Genomic DNA, 14,219 nt, shown 5'->3' with positions numbered 1-14,219 from the left:
TCAATGTGCCAGCGGCAGGTGCAGGCAGAAGGTGCTCCCCTCGCCGACATGGCTCTCGATGTCGATGCGCCCGCCGAAGTGGCGCGCGCGCTCCCGCATGCCGAGCACGCCGTAGGAGGTGGCGGCTTCGAAGGCCTGCGCCGGCGCCCCGACGCCGTCGTCGCGCACGCTGATGCTCAGCTGCCCTTCTTCGACACCGATGCGGATGTCCAGGCTGCTGGCCTTCGCGTGGCGACCGACGTTGCTCAGCATCTCCTGGAATATGCGAAACACCGCGATGGCCGCGGCTTCGGGCAACTCCACGCCCGCCGGCACGTCGAAGCGCCAGTCGAGCGCGATTTCGGCCGCCTGCACGAACTCGTGCGCCTGCCATTCGAGCGCGGCCCACAGGCCCTGGTGGTCCAGGATGCTGGGGCGCAGGTCGGTGATGATGCGGCCCACGTTGTCGACCGCGCGCTCGATCAGCTGGCTCATGTTGCCGCACTTGCAACGCATCTGCTCGCGCATGGCCTGCGCCGCGTCGGGTGCGCGCTCCTGCTGCTCGCCCAGGCGCTTGCCGATCCAGTTGACGTCCATCTTCAGCGCCACCAGCAGGCTGCCGAGCTCGTCGTGCACCTCGCGTGCGATGCGGGTGCGCTCCTCTTCGCGCACCTTGTCCAGCCACGCGGACAGTTCGCGCAGCTGCACCAGCGCGTCGCTGAGTTCGCGGGTGCGCTCCTGCACGCGCACACCGAGTTCGTCCTTGGCCTGCTGCAGCGCCTCGGCCTGGCGGCGGCGCTCGGTGATGTCGACGAAGGTGATGACGGCGCCGCGCACCTGCGCGCCGTCCATGATCGGGTGGCTCGAATATTCGACCGCGAAGGCGCTGCCGTCGCGGCGCCAGAACACCTCGGTGTCGATGCGGCACGGCAGGCCGCGCCTGAAGGCGTTGAAGATGGGGCAGTCGGTGTCGGCGTAGTGCGAGCCGTCGGGGTGCGAGTGGTGCGTGAGCTCGTGCATGTTGGAGCCGAGCACGTCGCGCGCCTCGTGGCCCAGCATCTGCGCGCCGGCCCGGTTGATGAACATGCAGTGGCCGTCGAGGTCGATGCCGAAGATGCCCTCGCCCGTCGACTCCAGCAGCAGGCCGAGCTGGTGCTGCCAGAGCGGGTGGCTGGCGGCGGGGTCGAGCAGGGGCGTCTCCATGCACCAAGAGCAAGCAACAGCCGTGCCTGTCGGTTTTTTCCCCTCTCCCCAAGGGGAGAGGGGACAACCCGGGTCAGCGGGCCCAGCGGAACTTGCGGTCCGCCTCTTCGATGGCCTGGTCGTTGATGCTCGCGTAGCGCCGCTGCATCAGGCCCTGCGCGCTGAACTCCCAGTTCTCGTTGCCATGGCTGCGAAACCACTGCCCCGCGGCATCGTGCCATTCGTACTCGAAGCGCACGGCGATGCGGTTGTCCATGAAGGCCCACAGCTGCTTCTTGAGCCGGTAGTCGTGCTCGCGCTCCCACTTGCGCGTGAGGAACTCCACCACCTGCTCGCGTCCGTTGACGAAGTCCGCGCGGTTGCGCCATTCGGTGTCGGGCGTGTAGGCCAGGCTCACGCGCACCGGGTCGCGCGTGTTCCAGGCGTCTTCGGCGGCCTGGACTTTTGCGGTGGCGGATTCGAGGGTGAAGGGCGGCAGCGGCGGGCGGGATTCCATGGCGGTCTTTCAATGACGAAGTGAAGAGGGAATGCGCCGCAATGTGCCACACGTAGACAGACCTGTCTACGTGCCTACAATCGCGGCATGGACATCTCCCCCATCGCCTCGCTCCCCGCGCGCGAGCGCATCCTGCTGACCGCGCACGACCTGTTCTATGCCGACGGCATCCGCGCCACCGGCATCGACCGCGTCATTGCCGCATCGGGCGTCACCAAGGTCACTTTCTACCGGCACTTCTCGTCGAAAGACGACCTGGTGCGTGCCTTTCTCGACCACCGGCATGGCCTGTGGATGGCGTGGTTCGTCGATGCCCTGGGCCGGCACGGCGCGCAGCAGCGCATCGGCCGCGCGCAGGCGCTGGAGGTTCTGGCCGACGTCATGGCCGAGTGGTTCGCCGACCCGCTGTTCCGCGGCTGCGCGTTCATCAACTCGGTGGTGGAGGTGGGCGCCAGCGTGGCCGGCGCGAGCGACATCGCGCGCGCGCACAAGCGCGAAATGGTCGAGGTCATTGCCGGCCTGATGGTCGAAGGCCCGCAGCGCATGGCCATTGCGCAGGCCGCCGCGCTGGGCGTGGACGGCGCCATCGTCAAGGCGCAGATGGGCGGCGCGGCGCAGGCGCGCGAAGCGGTCGACAACCTGCGGCTGCTGCTTCAGGCGCTGGGCAGCTCGCTGGCGCCCGCCTGAGCACATCGCCCCGATGGGCCGCGTGCGCGGCTGCAGGCTCGGGTGGAAGCCGCGCGCTTTGGCTTTGGCTACCATGCTCCCCCGCCCCTTCCCCTTCTCCGACACACGATGGCTGCTCCGCGTCTCCCCTCGACCCAGGGCCTTCAGGCTTTCGAGGCCCTCGCGCGGCTGCGCAGCGTGAACCTGGCGGCCGAGGAGCTCAGCGTCACGCCCAGCGCGGTGAGCCACCGCATCCGCCAGCTCGAGCTGCTGCTGGGCCTGAAGTTCTTCGCGGGCAGCGACTTCGGCCTGAGCGCCGACGGCATGACCTACCTGGCCCGCGTGCGCGAGGCCATGGCGGCGCTGCAGCAGGTGCCCGGACGCGAGCCCGCCTCGCAGGTGCGGCGGCTGCGCGTGGCGGTCACGCCCACCTTCTCGCGCCAGATGCTGCTGCCGCGGCTCGCGCGGTTTCGCGATGCGTACCCCAACATCGAACTGATGCTGCAGGTGACCGCGCCGGTACGCAACACCACGGTGGAAGAGGCCGACATCGAGCTGCGCTTCGGCACCGGGCCGTTCCACGACCGCGAGTCTTTCCAGTTGCTGGCCGACGAGGTGTCCCCGGTGTGCAGCCCCGCCTACCTGAAGCGCCACGGCCCCTTCGACGGCTTCGCGACCGATGCCGAGGTGTCGCGCGCGCAGCTGCTGCGCACGCCGCTGGAGTCGTGGCGCACCTGGTTCAAGGCCTGCGGCGTGGGCCTGCCCGAGCCTGCCACGGGCCACCAGTTCAACGACCTGGGGCTGGCGCTCGACGCGGCGGCCGAAGACTTCGGCGTGGTGCTGATGCACCTGCGCCTGGGCAGCGCCTGGCTGGACAGCGGCCGGCTGGTGCGGCTGTCGGCGCGCAGCGTGCCCTCGCCGAACGCCTACTTCCTGTGCTGGCGGCCGGGGGCGATGGAGCGCTGGGAGTGCGCGACCTTCGTCGAGTGGCTGCGACAAGCGCTGCGGGACTGATTCGGCCGACTGAATTTATTTCAGTTGCGGGGCAGGTTTTTTTCAGAAACCCCCTGAAGCCCCCTGCCGATAATGGCCGGTTCGCCCCCGCCTTTCCACAAAGACCCGCCAGGAGACAGCCCGTGTCCGACCTTTCCAAGATCACCAGCATCGAAGACCTGCGGCTGATCGCCAAGCGCCGCGTGCCCAAGATGTTCTACGACTACGCCGACTCCGGCGCCTGGACCGAAAGCACCTACCGCGCCAACGAGAGCGACTTTCAGAAGATCAAGCTGCGCCAGCGCGTGGCCGTGAACATGGAAGGCCGCTCGCTGCGCACCACCATGGTCGGCCAGGAAGCCGCCATGCCCGTGGCCATTGCGCCCACCGGCCTCACCGGCATGCAGCACGCCGACGGCGAGATCCTCGGCGCCCGAGCGGCCAAGGCCTTCGGCATTCCGTTCACGCTGTCGACCATGAGCATCTGCTCGCTCGAAGACATTGCCGAGCACACCGGGCGCCACCCGTTCTGGTTCCAGCTCTATGTCATGAAGGACCGCGACTTCATCGAGCGCCTGATCGAACGCGCCCGCGCCGCCAACGTGAGCGCGCTGCAGCTCACGCTCGACCTGCAGATCCTGGGCCAGCGCCACAAGGACATCAAGAACGGCCTCACCGCGCCGCCCAAGCCCACCATCAAGAACCTCATCAACCTTGCCACCAAGCCGCGCTGGTGCATGGGCATGCTGGGCACCAGGCGCCGCACCTTCGGCAACATCGCGGGTCATGCCAAGGGCGTGAAAGACCTGTCGTCGCTGTCGTCGTGGACCGCCGAGCAGTTCGACCCCGCACTGAGCTGGGCCGACGTGGAGTGGATCAAGAAGCTCTGGGGCGGCAAGCTCATCCTGAAGGGCGTGATGGACGTGGAAGACGCGCGGCTTGCAGCCTCCAGCGGCGCCGACGCGCTCATCGTGTCGAACCACGGCGGGCGGCAACTCGACGGGGCGCCCTCTTCCATCGCGGCGCTGCCCGCCATCGTCGATGCGGTGGGCACCGAGATCGAGGTGTGGATGGACGGCGGCATCCGCAGCGGGCAGGACGTGCTGAAGGCCCGTGCGCTGGGCGCGCGCGGCACCATGATCGGCCGCAGCTTCCTGTACGGACTGGGCGCCCATGGCCAGGAAGGCGTGACGCGCGCCCTGGAGATCATCCGCAAGGAGCTGGACATCACCATGGCCTTTTGCGGCCGCACGAACATCGACGACGTCGATTCGAGCATCCTGCTGCCGGGCACGTTCTGACCGCACCGCCCTGACAGGCTCGTGAAGGCCCCTTCGGGGGTAGGCCGATGCGGCCCTGGCTGACACGCCGCACCCCCCTGCCGGCGCAGAATGTTTTGGCAACAACAACATTGCCTGCACGGCACAAGAAGGCACCATGAGCGCAGTCACGCCTGTTCCGGGGGGCCCCGCGGGCTCCTCGTCCGAAACCACCACGCCTCACTACTCCGCCGAAGAAAAACGCCACCGCGTCTTCGCGATCATGGCGGCCTCGTCCGGCAACCTGGTCGAGTGGTTCGACTTCTACGTATACGCGTTCTCGGCGCTGTACTTCGCGCCGGCCTTCTTCCCCAAGTCGGACCCCACCGCGCAGTTGCTGAACACCGCCGGCGTGTTCGCCGCCGGCTTCCTCATGCGGCCCATCGGCGGCTGGCTCTTCGGCCGCATGGCCGACCGCCTCGGACGCAAGACCTCGATGCTGATCTCCGTCACGATGATGTGCGGCGGCTCCCTCGTCATCGCGTTCCTTCCCACCTATGCGCAGATCGGCGCATGGGCGCCCTTCCTGCTGCTGATGTGCCGCCTGTTCCAGGGCCTGTCGGTGGGCGGCGAATACGGCACCACCGCCACCTACATGAGCGAGGTGGCGCTCAAGGGCCAGCGCGGCTTCTTCTCGTCGTTCCAGTACGTCACGCTGATCGGCGGGCAGCTGCTTGCCGTGCTGGTCATCGTGGTGCTCGAACAGTTGCTGACCGAGGCCGAACTCAAGGCCTGGGGCTGGCGCATTCCGTTCGTCATCGGCGCCATCGCCGCCGTGGTGGCGCTGCTGCTGCGCCGCACGCTGCATGAAACACAGAGCGCCGAAGCCAAGGCCAACAAGGAGGCCGGCAGCATGGCCGGCCTGTTCAAGCACCACACGCCGGCCTTTCTCACCGTGCTGGGCTACACGGCCGGCGGCTCGCTGATCTTCTACACCTTCACCACGTACATGCAGAAGTACCTGGTGAACACGGTGCACCTGCCGATCAAGACCGCCAGCTACGTGATGACCGGCGCGCTGTTTTTCTACATGTGCATGCAGCCGCTGTTCGGCGCGCTGTCCGACCGCATCGGGCGGCGCACCAACATGCTGCTGTTCGGCGGCCTGGGCGCGCTGGCGACGGTGCCCATCCTCACGGCGCTGCAGTACACGACCAGCCCGGTGGTGGCCTTCTTGCTGATCATCGTGGCACTGGCCATCGTGAGCTTCTACACGTCGATCAGCGGCATCGTGAAGGCCGAGATGTTTCCGCCCGAAGTGCGCGCGCTGGGCGTGGGACTGGCCTACGCGGTGGCCAATGCAATTTTCGGCGGCTCGGCGGAGTACGTGGCGCTGGGGCTCAAGTCGCTGGGCCACGAGTCGGCCTTCTTCTGGTACGTGAGCGCCATGATGGTGCTGGCGTTCGTGGTCAGCCTGCGCTTGCCTAAGCAGGCAAGCTACCTGCATCACGACCATTGAGGGGTTTAAGGCCCTTTGTTCGGGCAATTCAGGCGCCCGGCCCCGGCACATACTTCAAGCCTTCCGAGGGGAAGAGGCATGAAGTCAAAGTTGGAAACCGTGGCGGTGTATGGCACCGCCGTGCTCATTGGCGGCGCATTGATCGGCGTCTTCGCGGCCTATCCGCCGGTCACGCCCGGGGATTGGGCTGAATGGGCGCAGGCCTTCGGGTCGATTGCCGCCATCGGGCTGGGCCTGTGGGTGGTGCAGCGGCAGCGCGGGCTGGAAGCGCAGCGGCATACGGCCTTGGCATCGGCGGCGCGGCTTTCGCTGCACCAGGGGGCCTTGCAGTTGATCGACGCGGTCTACAAGGTCGCCGAGAAGGTCAAGTCGCACCCCGACGAGACCGCGCTCGACCTGCTGCACCTGTCGCTCGAGCTCGAGGGCGTGACGGCGGCGTTGGCGGCGGTGGATCACCTGCGCTTCGACATGCCGCGCGCGATCGACGCCTTGCTGGTGGCGCAGGCGTCTTCAAGAAAACTGCTGGCGCACCTGCAGCGCGCCTATGACCTGTCGCTCGACGGACGCGGGCACAAGTGGGCGCCGGTGAAGGAGTTCGCCGAGCAGGCGAGCGAAGCCGTGAAGCCGCCGATGGAGGCGCTGCGTGCAGAACTCGAACAGGCCCGGCAGGTTTCAGTGCCTGCCTGAACCTGTTGTTCGGTGCTGTTATTCGGCGCCGAGCCGCTCGGCCACTTCGTTCTTTCCAAGCCCGCGCACGGCAGCCAGGCTCTCCAGCTGCGCAGCCCGGGGCCGTGCCTTGCCCTGTTCCCAGTGGTAGATCGTCTGGCCCGACACGCCCACCAGTTGTCCATAAGACGCAGCGGAAATACCCAGCTTGGTGCGATGCGAAGCCAACCGGCCTGCGCTGAAGCGCCGCTTGGTGCCGCCTTCGTCCGCCTCCTCGCTTTCGCTGGCGCGTGCGCTGCGCGTCGCGCCCTTGGCAACGCTGCGCAGTTCCTTTTCCAACGCACTCACCTGGCGGCGCAACGCGGCAATGGCCGCGCGGTGCTGTACAGATGCCTTCTTGAGGGTTTCGATTTCCACGCGCACTTCCTTGCGGGCGACGCGTGAAATTTCGGATTTAAGGATCGATGCAATGTTTGGCATGCCGGCATTGTGCCCAGCAAATGTAAACACGCGAAAAGATTGCTGAATTTCTAAGCAAATCAAACTTGGATCTTTTGATCCGTGCGCAGAGATCCGGCTTCGCCCGCGACAGACGCCGGCCGACTTGACGACCGGCGTCCATGTGGCAACTTCATCGAACGCCGAATGCAGCCAGCAGAACGCAGAAAGGAAAATCAGGGCGCGCGCGTGGGCACGCGGCTTTCGAGCGCGGGCGGCTGCCACGCGGGCTGGATGTGGCAGCCGTTCTTGCCGTCGGTGTCGTAGCGCGCCGCAAGCGCCTTGCAGCGTTGCGCCAGGCTTTCTGGCGTGGGCTTCTCGCCCTTGTCGATCCAGTCGAGCAGCGCGGCGAAGAGCGCGGGGTATTCCGAGTCGCTCAGGTAGCTGTGCTCGCGCTCGCTGCTGAAGCTCTGCACCAGCAGGCTGCCGGTGCCGGCCGCGTCGCGGATGCGGCGGTACGCGTTCTCCAGTTCGACGAAGGCGGTCGGGTCGTCGATGGCGTGCAGGCCCACGGTCGGCAGCGCGGTGCGGCCGGTCGGCTGGCTGTCTGCCGCCAGTGCGCCCTTGGCCTGCGGGTCGGCTGCATAGCGCGCCACGCCGGCATTCAGCGCCGCGTCGTCGGCCGAGCCGCTGTACACCACGCCGATGTTGCCGAAGGGGTTGCGCCCGTCCAGGCGCTTCTGCACCAGGTCCTGGAACAGCCAGGTCGCCCACGCGAGGTGGCCGAGCAGCGAGCGCTCCTGGATCTTCACGACCGACAGGATGGTCTTCAGGTGCGCCGCCTGCGCGGGCGTGCGCTGCGCGGCGGGCAGGCCGACGCCGGTGCATTCCTTCACGCGCGCGGCAAGGTCGGCGCGCGTGAGCTTCGCGTCGGCCGGCAGGCCCATCCACAGCGGGTACTGCGCCTCGTCGGGGCGCGGATGGTTGCGGCAGACGTACTGGTAGACCACGCGCAGGTCGAGCCGGAAGTCGTAGGCGCTGTTGCCGCCGCCGAGCACGCCGCTCGTGAGCACGAGGCCGTCGTAAGGCGTCTTCGCACCACCGGCCGGCGCATACAGCTCGGCCGCCTTGGCCGCCACGCCCGCGCCGTAGCTCTGTCCGTGCAGCAGCGTGCGGCGCGGCTGTCCGAAGGCGTGCACGAAAATCCGGCGCAGGCGCTCGGTGTCTTCGGCGGCCATGGTCACGCCGTAGCCGCCGCGCCGGTAGGTGGAGGCGGCCCAGGCGTAGCCGGCCTTCACGGTGACGGCCCAGCGCTTGAGGTCTTCCTCGCTGCGCTCCAGCTTGGGCGGCCCGGTCTCGGGGCCGCCGTGGGCGTGCATGACGAGCACGCCCTTGCCGTCCCTGGCCCAGTCCTTCGGAATGGCGATCCAGTACAAGGCGCCCGCGCCGTCATCGCCGGTGTAGCAGCGCGCGGCTTCAGGCACTGGCGAGGGGCAGTCCGCGGCCTTGGGCGCGGACGGTGGTGCTGCCTGCGCGGACAGCATCGGCGCCAAGCCGAGCAAAACGAATGCCGCGAGGTGGATCAGTTGTTTTTTCAATGCCGTACTCCGAGTTCCAGCGCCGCATTAGTGCCCGGGTTGGACACGAAGGCGAGCACACCGCTGTTGAAGATGAAATTGCCCGGCCGGCCGGCGTCGGCCTGCACCACGCCGGGCACGGGTGTGTCGTAGCTCAGCACCGCGGCCGCACCCGCCAGATTGAAGCCGCTGCCCGCCACGGTCGCATCGTGGTTCTCGCCCTTGACACTGACCAGCGCGTAGCTGCCGTCGGCCGCGCCGGCCGTCAGGCTCTGCTGCAGGCCGAACAGGCGCAGCCCCGCGTTGGCGGCCGACTCGCGCACCAGGTGCAGCGGCACGGCCACGCCGTTGACCAGCCCGATCACCATCGAGCCGGTGAGCGTGCCGCCGGTGGTCACGGCGCTGCCGCTGGGCGAGGTGGTGAACAGGTCGAAGGCGCCATGCGCGGCGTTGTAGGTGACATAGCCCTTCTCGGTCTGCGCGCAGGCGGCGTCGTAGGTGACGAAGCCGCCGGTGACCGCGTCGCGGCAGTACTGGAAAGTGCCGGCATTGCGCAGCCGCACCGACGACGCATGCGCCGCCGTGCCGCCCGTGCCCTGCTGCACGCCCACCGCGTTGAAGACCGCCGCCACCGGGTTGAACACCGCGGGCGACGCCGTGTTCTCGAAGGTGTTCTGGAACGCCACCAGCGGTGCGAAGCCGCCGCCGCTCGGTGCGTTCACGCCGCCCAGCAGCACGCCGCCCGGCACGAAGCTGAAGACCGCCCCGCTCTCGCCGCTGGCATAGCTGCAGCTGCCCTGCGCGACCAGCGAACCGGTGCGCTGCGTGCCCACGGCGCGCTGCAGGCTGGCGTCGACGGTCACGGTGTAGGCCATGGCGGCAGGGTCGATTCGCACGCGCAGCGCTTCGCCGAAGCTGTCGCCGCCCTTGTAGCTGGTGACGGAGGCCGGCAGGTCGGGGCAGGCCAGCGGGTTGCCGACCTCGGTCACGCAGCTGTAGTTGACGGCCGCGTCCAGGCTGCCGCTGCCGCGGAACTTGGGCCACGACGGAAACTGGCACAGCGGGCGCGTGCGGCCGTAGGTGCCGGCCACCGCATCCACCGCCACGCCGGTGGCGGGTGCGAGCCCCCCTTCCACCCAGCCTTCGAGCGCGGCCAGCGAGTCCCAGTTGGGAATGAAGCTGCCGGTGCCGTGGCCCATGCCGGGCACGGTGTAGAAGCGCACGCCCCGGTCGACCGCCGGCTGGCCCACCGTGGCGATCAGCTGCCTGTAGTAGTCGATGGTCGAGTTCGGGCTGATCACCTCGTCGGCCAGGCCGTGCAACATGATGAGCCGTCCGCCGTGTGCAAGGAACGGTGCCAGGTCGGGGTTGGTGGCGTCGGTAAGGTTCGATACCTCGGTCACGCGCGCCGCGTAGGCACCCGGAGCGAGCGGATCGAAAGTCAGCGTGTCGAAGCCGGCGATGCGCGTCACGAAGTACTTCACCCACTGGTCGCCCGTGAGGTACACGTTGGCGTCGGCCGAGGTCGCCGGGTTGCCCGGCACCTTGCGCGTGCCTAGGTCGCGCGTGGTGTACGGGCCCGCCACCAGTGCGCCTTCGAGCAGGTTGTAGCCGCCCGCGCGCCGCACGCCGTTGGCCAGCGCATAGGTGGTGAAGTCAAGCGGCGACTCGATGGTGCGCACGGTGGCGATCTGCGCGTCAGACAGGCAGCCGTCGCCCGTGTCGGTGCCGCCGCTGCAGCGCAGCGAGGCCAGGACCTGCGTGTTCAGCAAGCGGCAGCTTTCCACGTTGCTCACCAGGTTGTCGGCCGCGCCGTCGAGCCTGTCGCAGGCCTGCATGGCGGCCCGCTGCACCAGCAGCGTCTTGGCCACGTTCATCCAGCCCGCGCCGCCGTTGGCGTACAGCGCGCGCCCCACGGCCACGTTCGACAGCCGCGTGCCGGTGTAGTTGAGCGCGGGCTCGTTGGCGATCACGCCGTCGTAGTCCAGCGGCCAGCGCTGGATGTAGCTCAGCGCGTCACGCCCGCCGGTCGAGGTGCCGAGGAAGTAGGCATGCTTCGGCGCCACGCCGTAGCGCGCGAGCACCAGCGCCTGCGCCACGTCGCGCGTCTTCTTGAGCGACTGGCCGCCGTAGTTGGCCAGTTGCTCGTCGTTGGCGGCGAAGCGCCCGTCGGTGATGCTGCCCGACTGGTGGCCCGAATCGTCGCCGTAGGTGGCGTAGCCCAGCGCCAGCGGCGCGGGCTTGCCGGCGGGGCCGAAGCGAATGACCTCGGTACCGTCGATGAGCACGCCGTCGAAGCCGCCGCCGCCGAAATGGATGGTCTTGCGGTTCCACTGCTCGGGCAGGTTCACCGCGAAGTTGATGACCGACGCGCCCGCGTCCACAGGCTGGATGGTGCCGCGCACGCGGCAGTGGTCGCCGAGCGTGTTGCCCGCGGCGCCGGCGGCCACGGGCGTGGCGCTGGTGACGATGGCGCCTTGCGTGGGCAGGCCGATGAGCGCCGCGGGCAGGCTCTTGCCGGACAGGTCCGCGCAGGAGACGACGGGTTGCACGGGCAGGACCGGCGGGTTGTCGGGTGGATCGTTGGCCGGCAGGTCGGTGCCGCCGGCGGAAGGCGCCGTCGGCAGGAAGAAGCCGGCGCCGGTGCCGCTCCCTCCTGCGCCGCCCCCGCCACAGGCGGCCAGGACCAGCGACAGGCCGGTCGCGCAAAGGACAACTCGAAACTTCGGTGCGGGGCGCGGTGTGCGCATGGGTTTGTCTCCGTCGTGCGGCCTCGGTGGGCCGCTTTTTGAATGGGCGGCCGGACGATAGATTCACGGGTGACTTAGGGTCAAATAAAATAAAGTGGCACTCCTGATATAAAAAACATATGAGAGCCACATGGACATCCGGGCACTGAGGTACTTCGCCGCCGTGGCCGAGACCGGCCACATGACGCGTGCGGCCGAGCAGCTGGGCATCCAGCAGCCGCCGCTGAGCCTGCAGATCAAGGCGCTGGAGCGCGAGCTGGGCGTGCTGCTTTTTCGCCGCCATCCGCGCGGCGTGGCGCTCACCGACGCGGGCCGGCTGTTCCAGGCCGAGGCGCTGCGCCTGCTGCAGGACATGGAGGCCATGAAGCAGCGCATGGCGCACGTGGCCACCGGCCAGGCCGGCACGCTGGCGGTCGGCTTCACCAGCTCGGCAGCGGCGCACCGCTTCATGCCCGAAGCGCTGCGCGCGTTCCGCCGCGCCTACCCCCAGGTGGCGCTGCAGCTGCGCGAAGACAACGCGGCCGAACTCACCGAGGCGCTGGCCGCCGGCCGCCTGCACTGCGGCCTGTTGCGCGTGCCGGTGGCGCGGCCCGAGGGGCTGGTGTTCGAGACGCTGCTGCGCGAACCGGTGTGGGTCGCCATGCCCAGCGACCACCGCCTGGCCGTGGGCCGGGGCAAGGGCTCGCGCGCGATGCCGCTGGCCAGGCTGTGCGAGGAAGGCATCATCCTCGTGCGGCGCCCGGGCGCGCCCGGCCTCTATGCCGACCTGCTCGCGCTGTGCCACGCCAAGGGCCTGCAACCGCGCGTGGTGGCCGAAGTCGATCGCATGATGACCAACCTGAACCTCGTGGCCGCCGGTGTCGGCCTGTCGGTGGTGCCGGCCTCGATGACCGGCGTGCACGCGCACGCCATCGCCTATGCGCGGCTGGCCGACGGCGGGCAGCTCGACGCGCCGCTCACGCTGGTGTCGCGCGCCGAGGAAGACAACCTGCCCGCGCGGCACTTCGCCGCCTTGCTGCGCCGGCTGGCCGTCGAGAATCCGGGGTCATGAGCCCGCTTCGGCGCCGCCAGTTCATTCGACACGCAGGCACTGCGCTGGCCGCGGTGTGCGCCGCGCCGCGCCTGCTGCACGCAGCGGACACCGGTCGCCCGGTGCGCCTGATCGTGGTCTACCCGCCCGGCGGCGTGAGCGACGGCATGGCGCGCGTGCTGGCGGAGCCGCTCGCACAGGCGCTCGGCGTGCCGGTGCTCGTCGAAAACCGCCCGGGCGCGGGCGGCAGCCTGGGCATGGACGTGCTCTCGCGCGCCGCGCCCGACGGCAGCACGCTGGCCTTTTCCGCCATCAGCCCGCTCACGCTGCACCCGCTGCTTGCGCGCGTGCCCTACGACCCGCTGCGCGGCTTCGTGCCCGTGGCCAGCGTGATGCGCACGCCGGTGCTGGTGGTCGGCACGCCGGCCTTCACGGGGCGCGGTTTCGGCGAACTGGTCGCGCAGGCGCGCCAGCAGCCGGGCGCGGTGCGCTGGGCCACCTCGGGCGTGGCCACCATCGGCCACATGGTGCTGGCGCAGGTGCGCATGCAAAGCCGCACCGACATCACGCACATTCCCTACCAGGGCGGCGGGCCGCAGCTCAACGACGCGCTGAGCGGGCAGTTCGAGGTGCTGTCGACCAACGTCGCGGCGCAGCAGCTGCAGTACATCGAGGGCGGGCGCTTCCAGGCGCTGGCGGTCGGTGCGCCCGCGCGCATCGAGGCGCTGCCCGCGGTGCCCACGCTGGCGGAGCTGGGTTTCGACAAGGCCAACCGCGACTCGCTGTTCGGCATCTTCGCGCCGGCGCGCACGCCGGCGGCGGTGGTGCATCGACTCAATGCGCAGATCAACAGCGTGCTCGAAAGCGATGCGGTGCGCGAGCGCTTGCGCGGTGCGTACAACCTGCCGGCCGGCGGAAGCAGCGACGACTTTGCGCAAGAGATCGCCGTCGACCGGCGACGCAACCGCGCGCTGGTGACCGGCGATCGCTCGCAGTTCGACTGATCAGTTTTCGGCGGCCCAGAGCCGCGGGTAGTCGCGCACGAAGCCGTCTTCGGTGACGCCCAGCGTGCCCGCATAGTCGAAGCGCCTGGCTTCGTAGGCGTATTCGCCGTCGCTCGTGCGTTGGTAGCGCTGCGCCAGCTCGCTCAGCACGCCGCCGCCCTCCAGGTCGACCCAGGCGGCCGGCGCATCGGCGCTCTCGCCCTTCGCCAGGTTGAGCCGGCGCAGCTGCAGCAGGTTGGTGGCGGGCGTGAAACCCAGGTCGAGGTCCACGCAGTGCGACAGGTCGGGCACCGCCTCGTCGTTCAGCTTCCAGTGGCCGCGCGCGTCGCGGGCAATCGACAGGTCGACCGCCGAATCCCCCAGCCAGCCGCGCACCGTGCCCCATTGCGTGTGCCAGTGCAGATCGCAGCGCACGCGGTAGTGCAGCTGGCCGATGCGCCCGCCTTCCAGGCGGAACACGGCCGCGCCGTCGAGCTGCCAGGCCGAGGCGTTGCGTTCGAGACGGCAGGCATCGTGACCCGGTGCGTCGAGCCTGCGCCAGAGGATGGAGGCGACGGTTTGCATGGCGCGGATGATGGCCCGGCATGCTGCAGTGCGCAAGCAATGACCCGCGGCGCCCGCAGGTGGCTGCCGGGTTCG

13 protein-coding genes are annotated in these 14,219 nt (G+C 69.2%); 7 read left to right on the top strand and 6 right to left on the bottom strand.

The features are described 5' to 3' along the window. Together ACSFA5_RS05815 and ACSFA5_RS05810 are read right to left on the bottom strand one after the other, a co-directional pair. Entirely contained in the window at positions 1–1,182 is a 1,182-nt protein-coding gene (locus ACSFA5_RS05815; protein WP_435443086.1) for a sensor histidine kinase, read from the bottom strand. Between the two features lie 73 nt (positions 1,183–1,255). Next, positions 1,256–1,678: a nuclear transport factor 2 family protein gene (locus ACSFA5_RS05810; protein ID WP_435443085.1), complete on the bottom strand. Its 423-nt coding sequence runs from the start codon at positions 1,676–1,678 to the stop codon at positions 1,256–1,258. Between the two features lie 87 nt (positions 1,679–1,765). Here ACSFA5_RS05810 and ACSFA5_RS05805 point away from each other — a divergent pair, with 87 nt between their 5' ends. The 5 genes from ACSFA5_RS05805 to ACSFA5_RS05785 all read left to right on the top strand — a co-directional run bounded on the left by ACSFA5_RS05805 (position 1,766) and on the right by ACSFA5_RS05785 (position 6,802). Further along, positions 1,766–2,365 (top strand): TetR/AcrR family transcriptional regulator, encoded by a 600-nt coding sequence (locus tag ACSFA5_RS05805; RefSeq protein ID WP_435443084.1) that lies wholly within the window; start codon positions 1,766–1,768, stop codon positions 2,363–2,365. Between the two features lie 108 nt (positions 2,366–2,473). Beyond that, on the top strand, positions 2,474–3,358 hold the full coding sequence (locus ACSFA5_RS05800; protein WP_435443083.1) for a LysR substrate-binding domain-containing protein: 885 nt from the start codon (positions 2,474–2,476) through the stop codon (positions 3,356–3,358). A 122-nt stretch (positions 3,359–3,480) separates the two neighbouring features. Further along, complete coding sequence (locus tag ACSFA5_RS05795) at positions 3,481–4,638, top strand: alpha-hydroxy acid oxidase (RefSeq protein ID WP_435443082.1); 1,158 nt, start codon at positions 3,481–3,483, stop codon at positions 4,636–4,638. 136 nt (positions 4,639–4,774) lie between these two features. After that, positions 4,775–6,115, top strand: a complete 1,341-nt coding sequence (locus ACSFA5_RS05790) for an MFS family transporter (RefSeq protein ID WP_435443081.1) — start codon at positions 4,775–4,777, stop codon at positions 6,113–6,115. Between the two features lie 78 nt (positions 6,116–6,193). Next, the gene (locus ACSFA5_RS05785; RefSeq protein WP_435443080.1) at positions 6,194–6,802 is read left to right on the top strand and encodes a hypothetical protein; all 609 of its coding nucleotides are present in this window, start codon (positions 6,194–6,196) and stop codon (positions 6,800–6,802) included. Positions 6,803–6,820: 18 nt separating this feature from the next. Here the strand turns inward: ACSFA5_RS05785 and ACSFA5_RS05780 are convergent, their stop codons facing one another. The 3 genes from ACSFA5_RS05780 to ACSFA5_RS05770 form a co-directional block, all read right to left on the bottom strand. After that, entirely contained in the window at positions 6,821–7,261 is a 441-nt protein-coding gene (locus tag ACSFA5_RS05780; protein ID WP_435444064.1) for a helix-turn-helix domain-containing protein, read from the bottom strand. 194 nt (positions 7,262–7,455) lie between these two features. Next, on the bottom strand, positions 7,456–8,763 hold the full coding sequence (locus ACSFA5_RS05775) for an alpha/beta hydrolase family protein (protein WP_435444063.1): 1,308 nt from the start codon (positions 8,761–8,763) through the stop codon (positions 7,456–7,458). Between the two features lie 50 nt (positions 8,764–8,813). Continuing rightward, the gene (locus tag ACSFA5_RS05770; protein ID WP_435443079.1) at positions 8,814–11,546 is read right to left on the bottom strand and encodes a tannase/feruloyl esterase family alpha/beta hydrolase; all 2,733 of its coding nucleotides are present in this window, start codon (positions 11,544–11,546) and stop codon (positions 8,814–8,816) included. Between the two features lie 130 nt (positions 11,547–11,676). Between ACSFA5_RS05770 and ACSFA5_RS05765 the strand changes: the two genes are divergently transcribed. Both ACSFA5_RS05765 and ACSFA5_RS05760 read left to right on the top strand, forming a co-directional pair. Next, on the top strand, positions 11,677–12,597 hold the full coding sequence (locus ACSFA5_RS05765) for a LysR family transcriptional regulator (protein WP_435443078.1): 921 nt from the start codon (positions 11,677–11,679) through the stop codon (positions 12,595–12,597). Continuing rightward, positions 12,594–13,580: a Bug family tripartite tricarboxylate transporter substrate binding protein gene (locus tag ACSFA5_RS05760; RefSeq protein WP_435443077.1), complete on the top strand. Its 987-nt coding sequence runs from the start codon at positions 12,594–12,596 to the stop codon at positions 13,578–13,580. The genes ACSFA5_RS05765 and ACSFA5_RS05760 overlap by 4 nt, the downstream gene beginning before the upstream one ends. Here the strand turns inward: ACSFA5_RS05760 and ACSFA5_RS05755 are convergent, their stop codons facing one another. Next, entirely contained in the window at positions 13,581–14,144 is a 564-nt protein-coding gene (locus ACSFA5_RS05755; RefSeq protein ID WP_435443076.1) for a putative glycolipid-binding domain-containing protein, read from the bottom strand. Between the last annotated feature and the right edge of the window lie 75 nt (positions 14,145–14,219).

This window comes from Variovorax monticola (assembly GCF_051216855.1).
Classification (GTDB): Bacteria; Pseudomonadota; Gammaproteobacteria; order Burkholderiales; family Burkholderiaceae_C; genus Variovorax.
This window is presented reverse-complemented; position numbering and strand designations above follow the sequence as displayed.

Excerpts from the sequence above, each read along its gene's own strand:
- ACSFA5_RS05815 (WP_435443086.1), bottom strand. The coding sequence starts at position 1,182 with ATGGAGACGCCCCTGCTCGACCCCGCCGCCAGCCACCCGCTCTGGCAG.
- ACSFA5_RS05810 (WP_435443085.1), bottom strand. The coding sequence starts at position 1,678 with ATGGAATCCCGCCCGCCGCTGCCGCCCTTCACCCTCGAATCCGCCACC.
- ACSFA5_RS05805 (WP_435443084.1), top strand. The coding sequence starts at position 1,766 with ATGGACATCTCCCCCATCGCCTCGCTCCCCGCGCGCGAGCGCATCCTG.
- ACSFA5_RS05800 (WP_435443083.1), top strand. The coding sequence starts at position 2,474 with ATGGCTGCTCCGCGTCTCCCCTCGACCCAGGGCCTTCAGGCTTTCGAG.
- ACSFA5_RS05790 (WP_435443081.1), top strand. The coding sequence starts at position 4,775 with ATGAGCGCAGTCACGCCTGTTCCGGGGGGCCCCGCGGGCTCCTCGTCC.
- ACSFA5_RS05785 (WP_435443080.1), top strand. The coding sequence starts at position 6,194 with ATGAAGTCAAAGTTGGAAACCGTGGCGGTGTATGGCACCGCCGTGCTC.
- ACSFA5_RS05780 (WP_435444064.1), bottom strand. The coding sequence starts at position 7,261 with ATGCCAAACATTGCATCGATCCTTAAATCCGAAATTTCACGCGTCGCC.
- ACSFA5_RS05775 (WP_435444063.1), bottom strand. The coding sequence starts at position 8,763 with ATGCTGTCCGCGCAGGCAGCACCACCGTCCGCGCCCAAGGCCGCGGAC.
- ACSFA5_RS05770 (WP_435443079.1), bottom strand. The coding sequence starts at position 11,546 with ATGCGCACACCGCGCCCCGCACCGAAGTTTCGAGTTGTCCTTTGCGCG.
- ACSFA5_RS05765 (WP_435443078.1), top strand. The coding sequence starts at position 11,677 with ATGGACATCCGGGCACTGAGGTACTTCGCCGCCGTGGCCGAGACCGGC.
- ACSFA5_RS05760 (WP_435443077.1), top strand. The coding sequence starts at position 12,594 with ATGAGCCCGCTTCGGCGCCGCCAGTTCATTCGACACGCAGGCACTGCG.
- ACSFA5_RS05755 (WP_435443076.1), bottom strand. The coding sequence starts at position 14,144 with ATGCAAACCGTCGCCTCCATCCTCTGGCGCAGGCTCGACGCACCGGGT.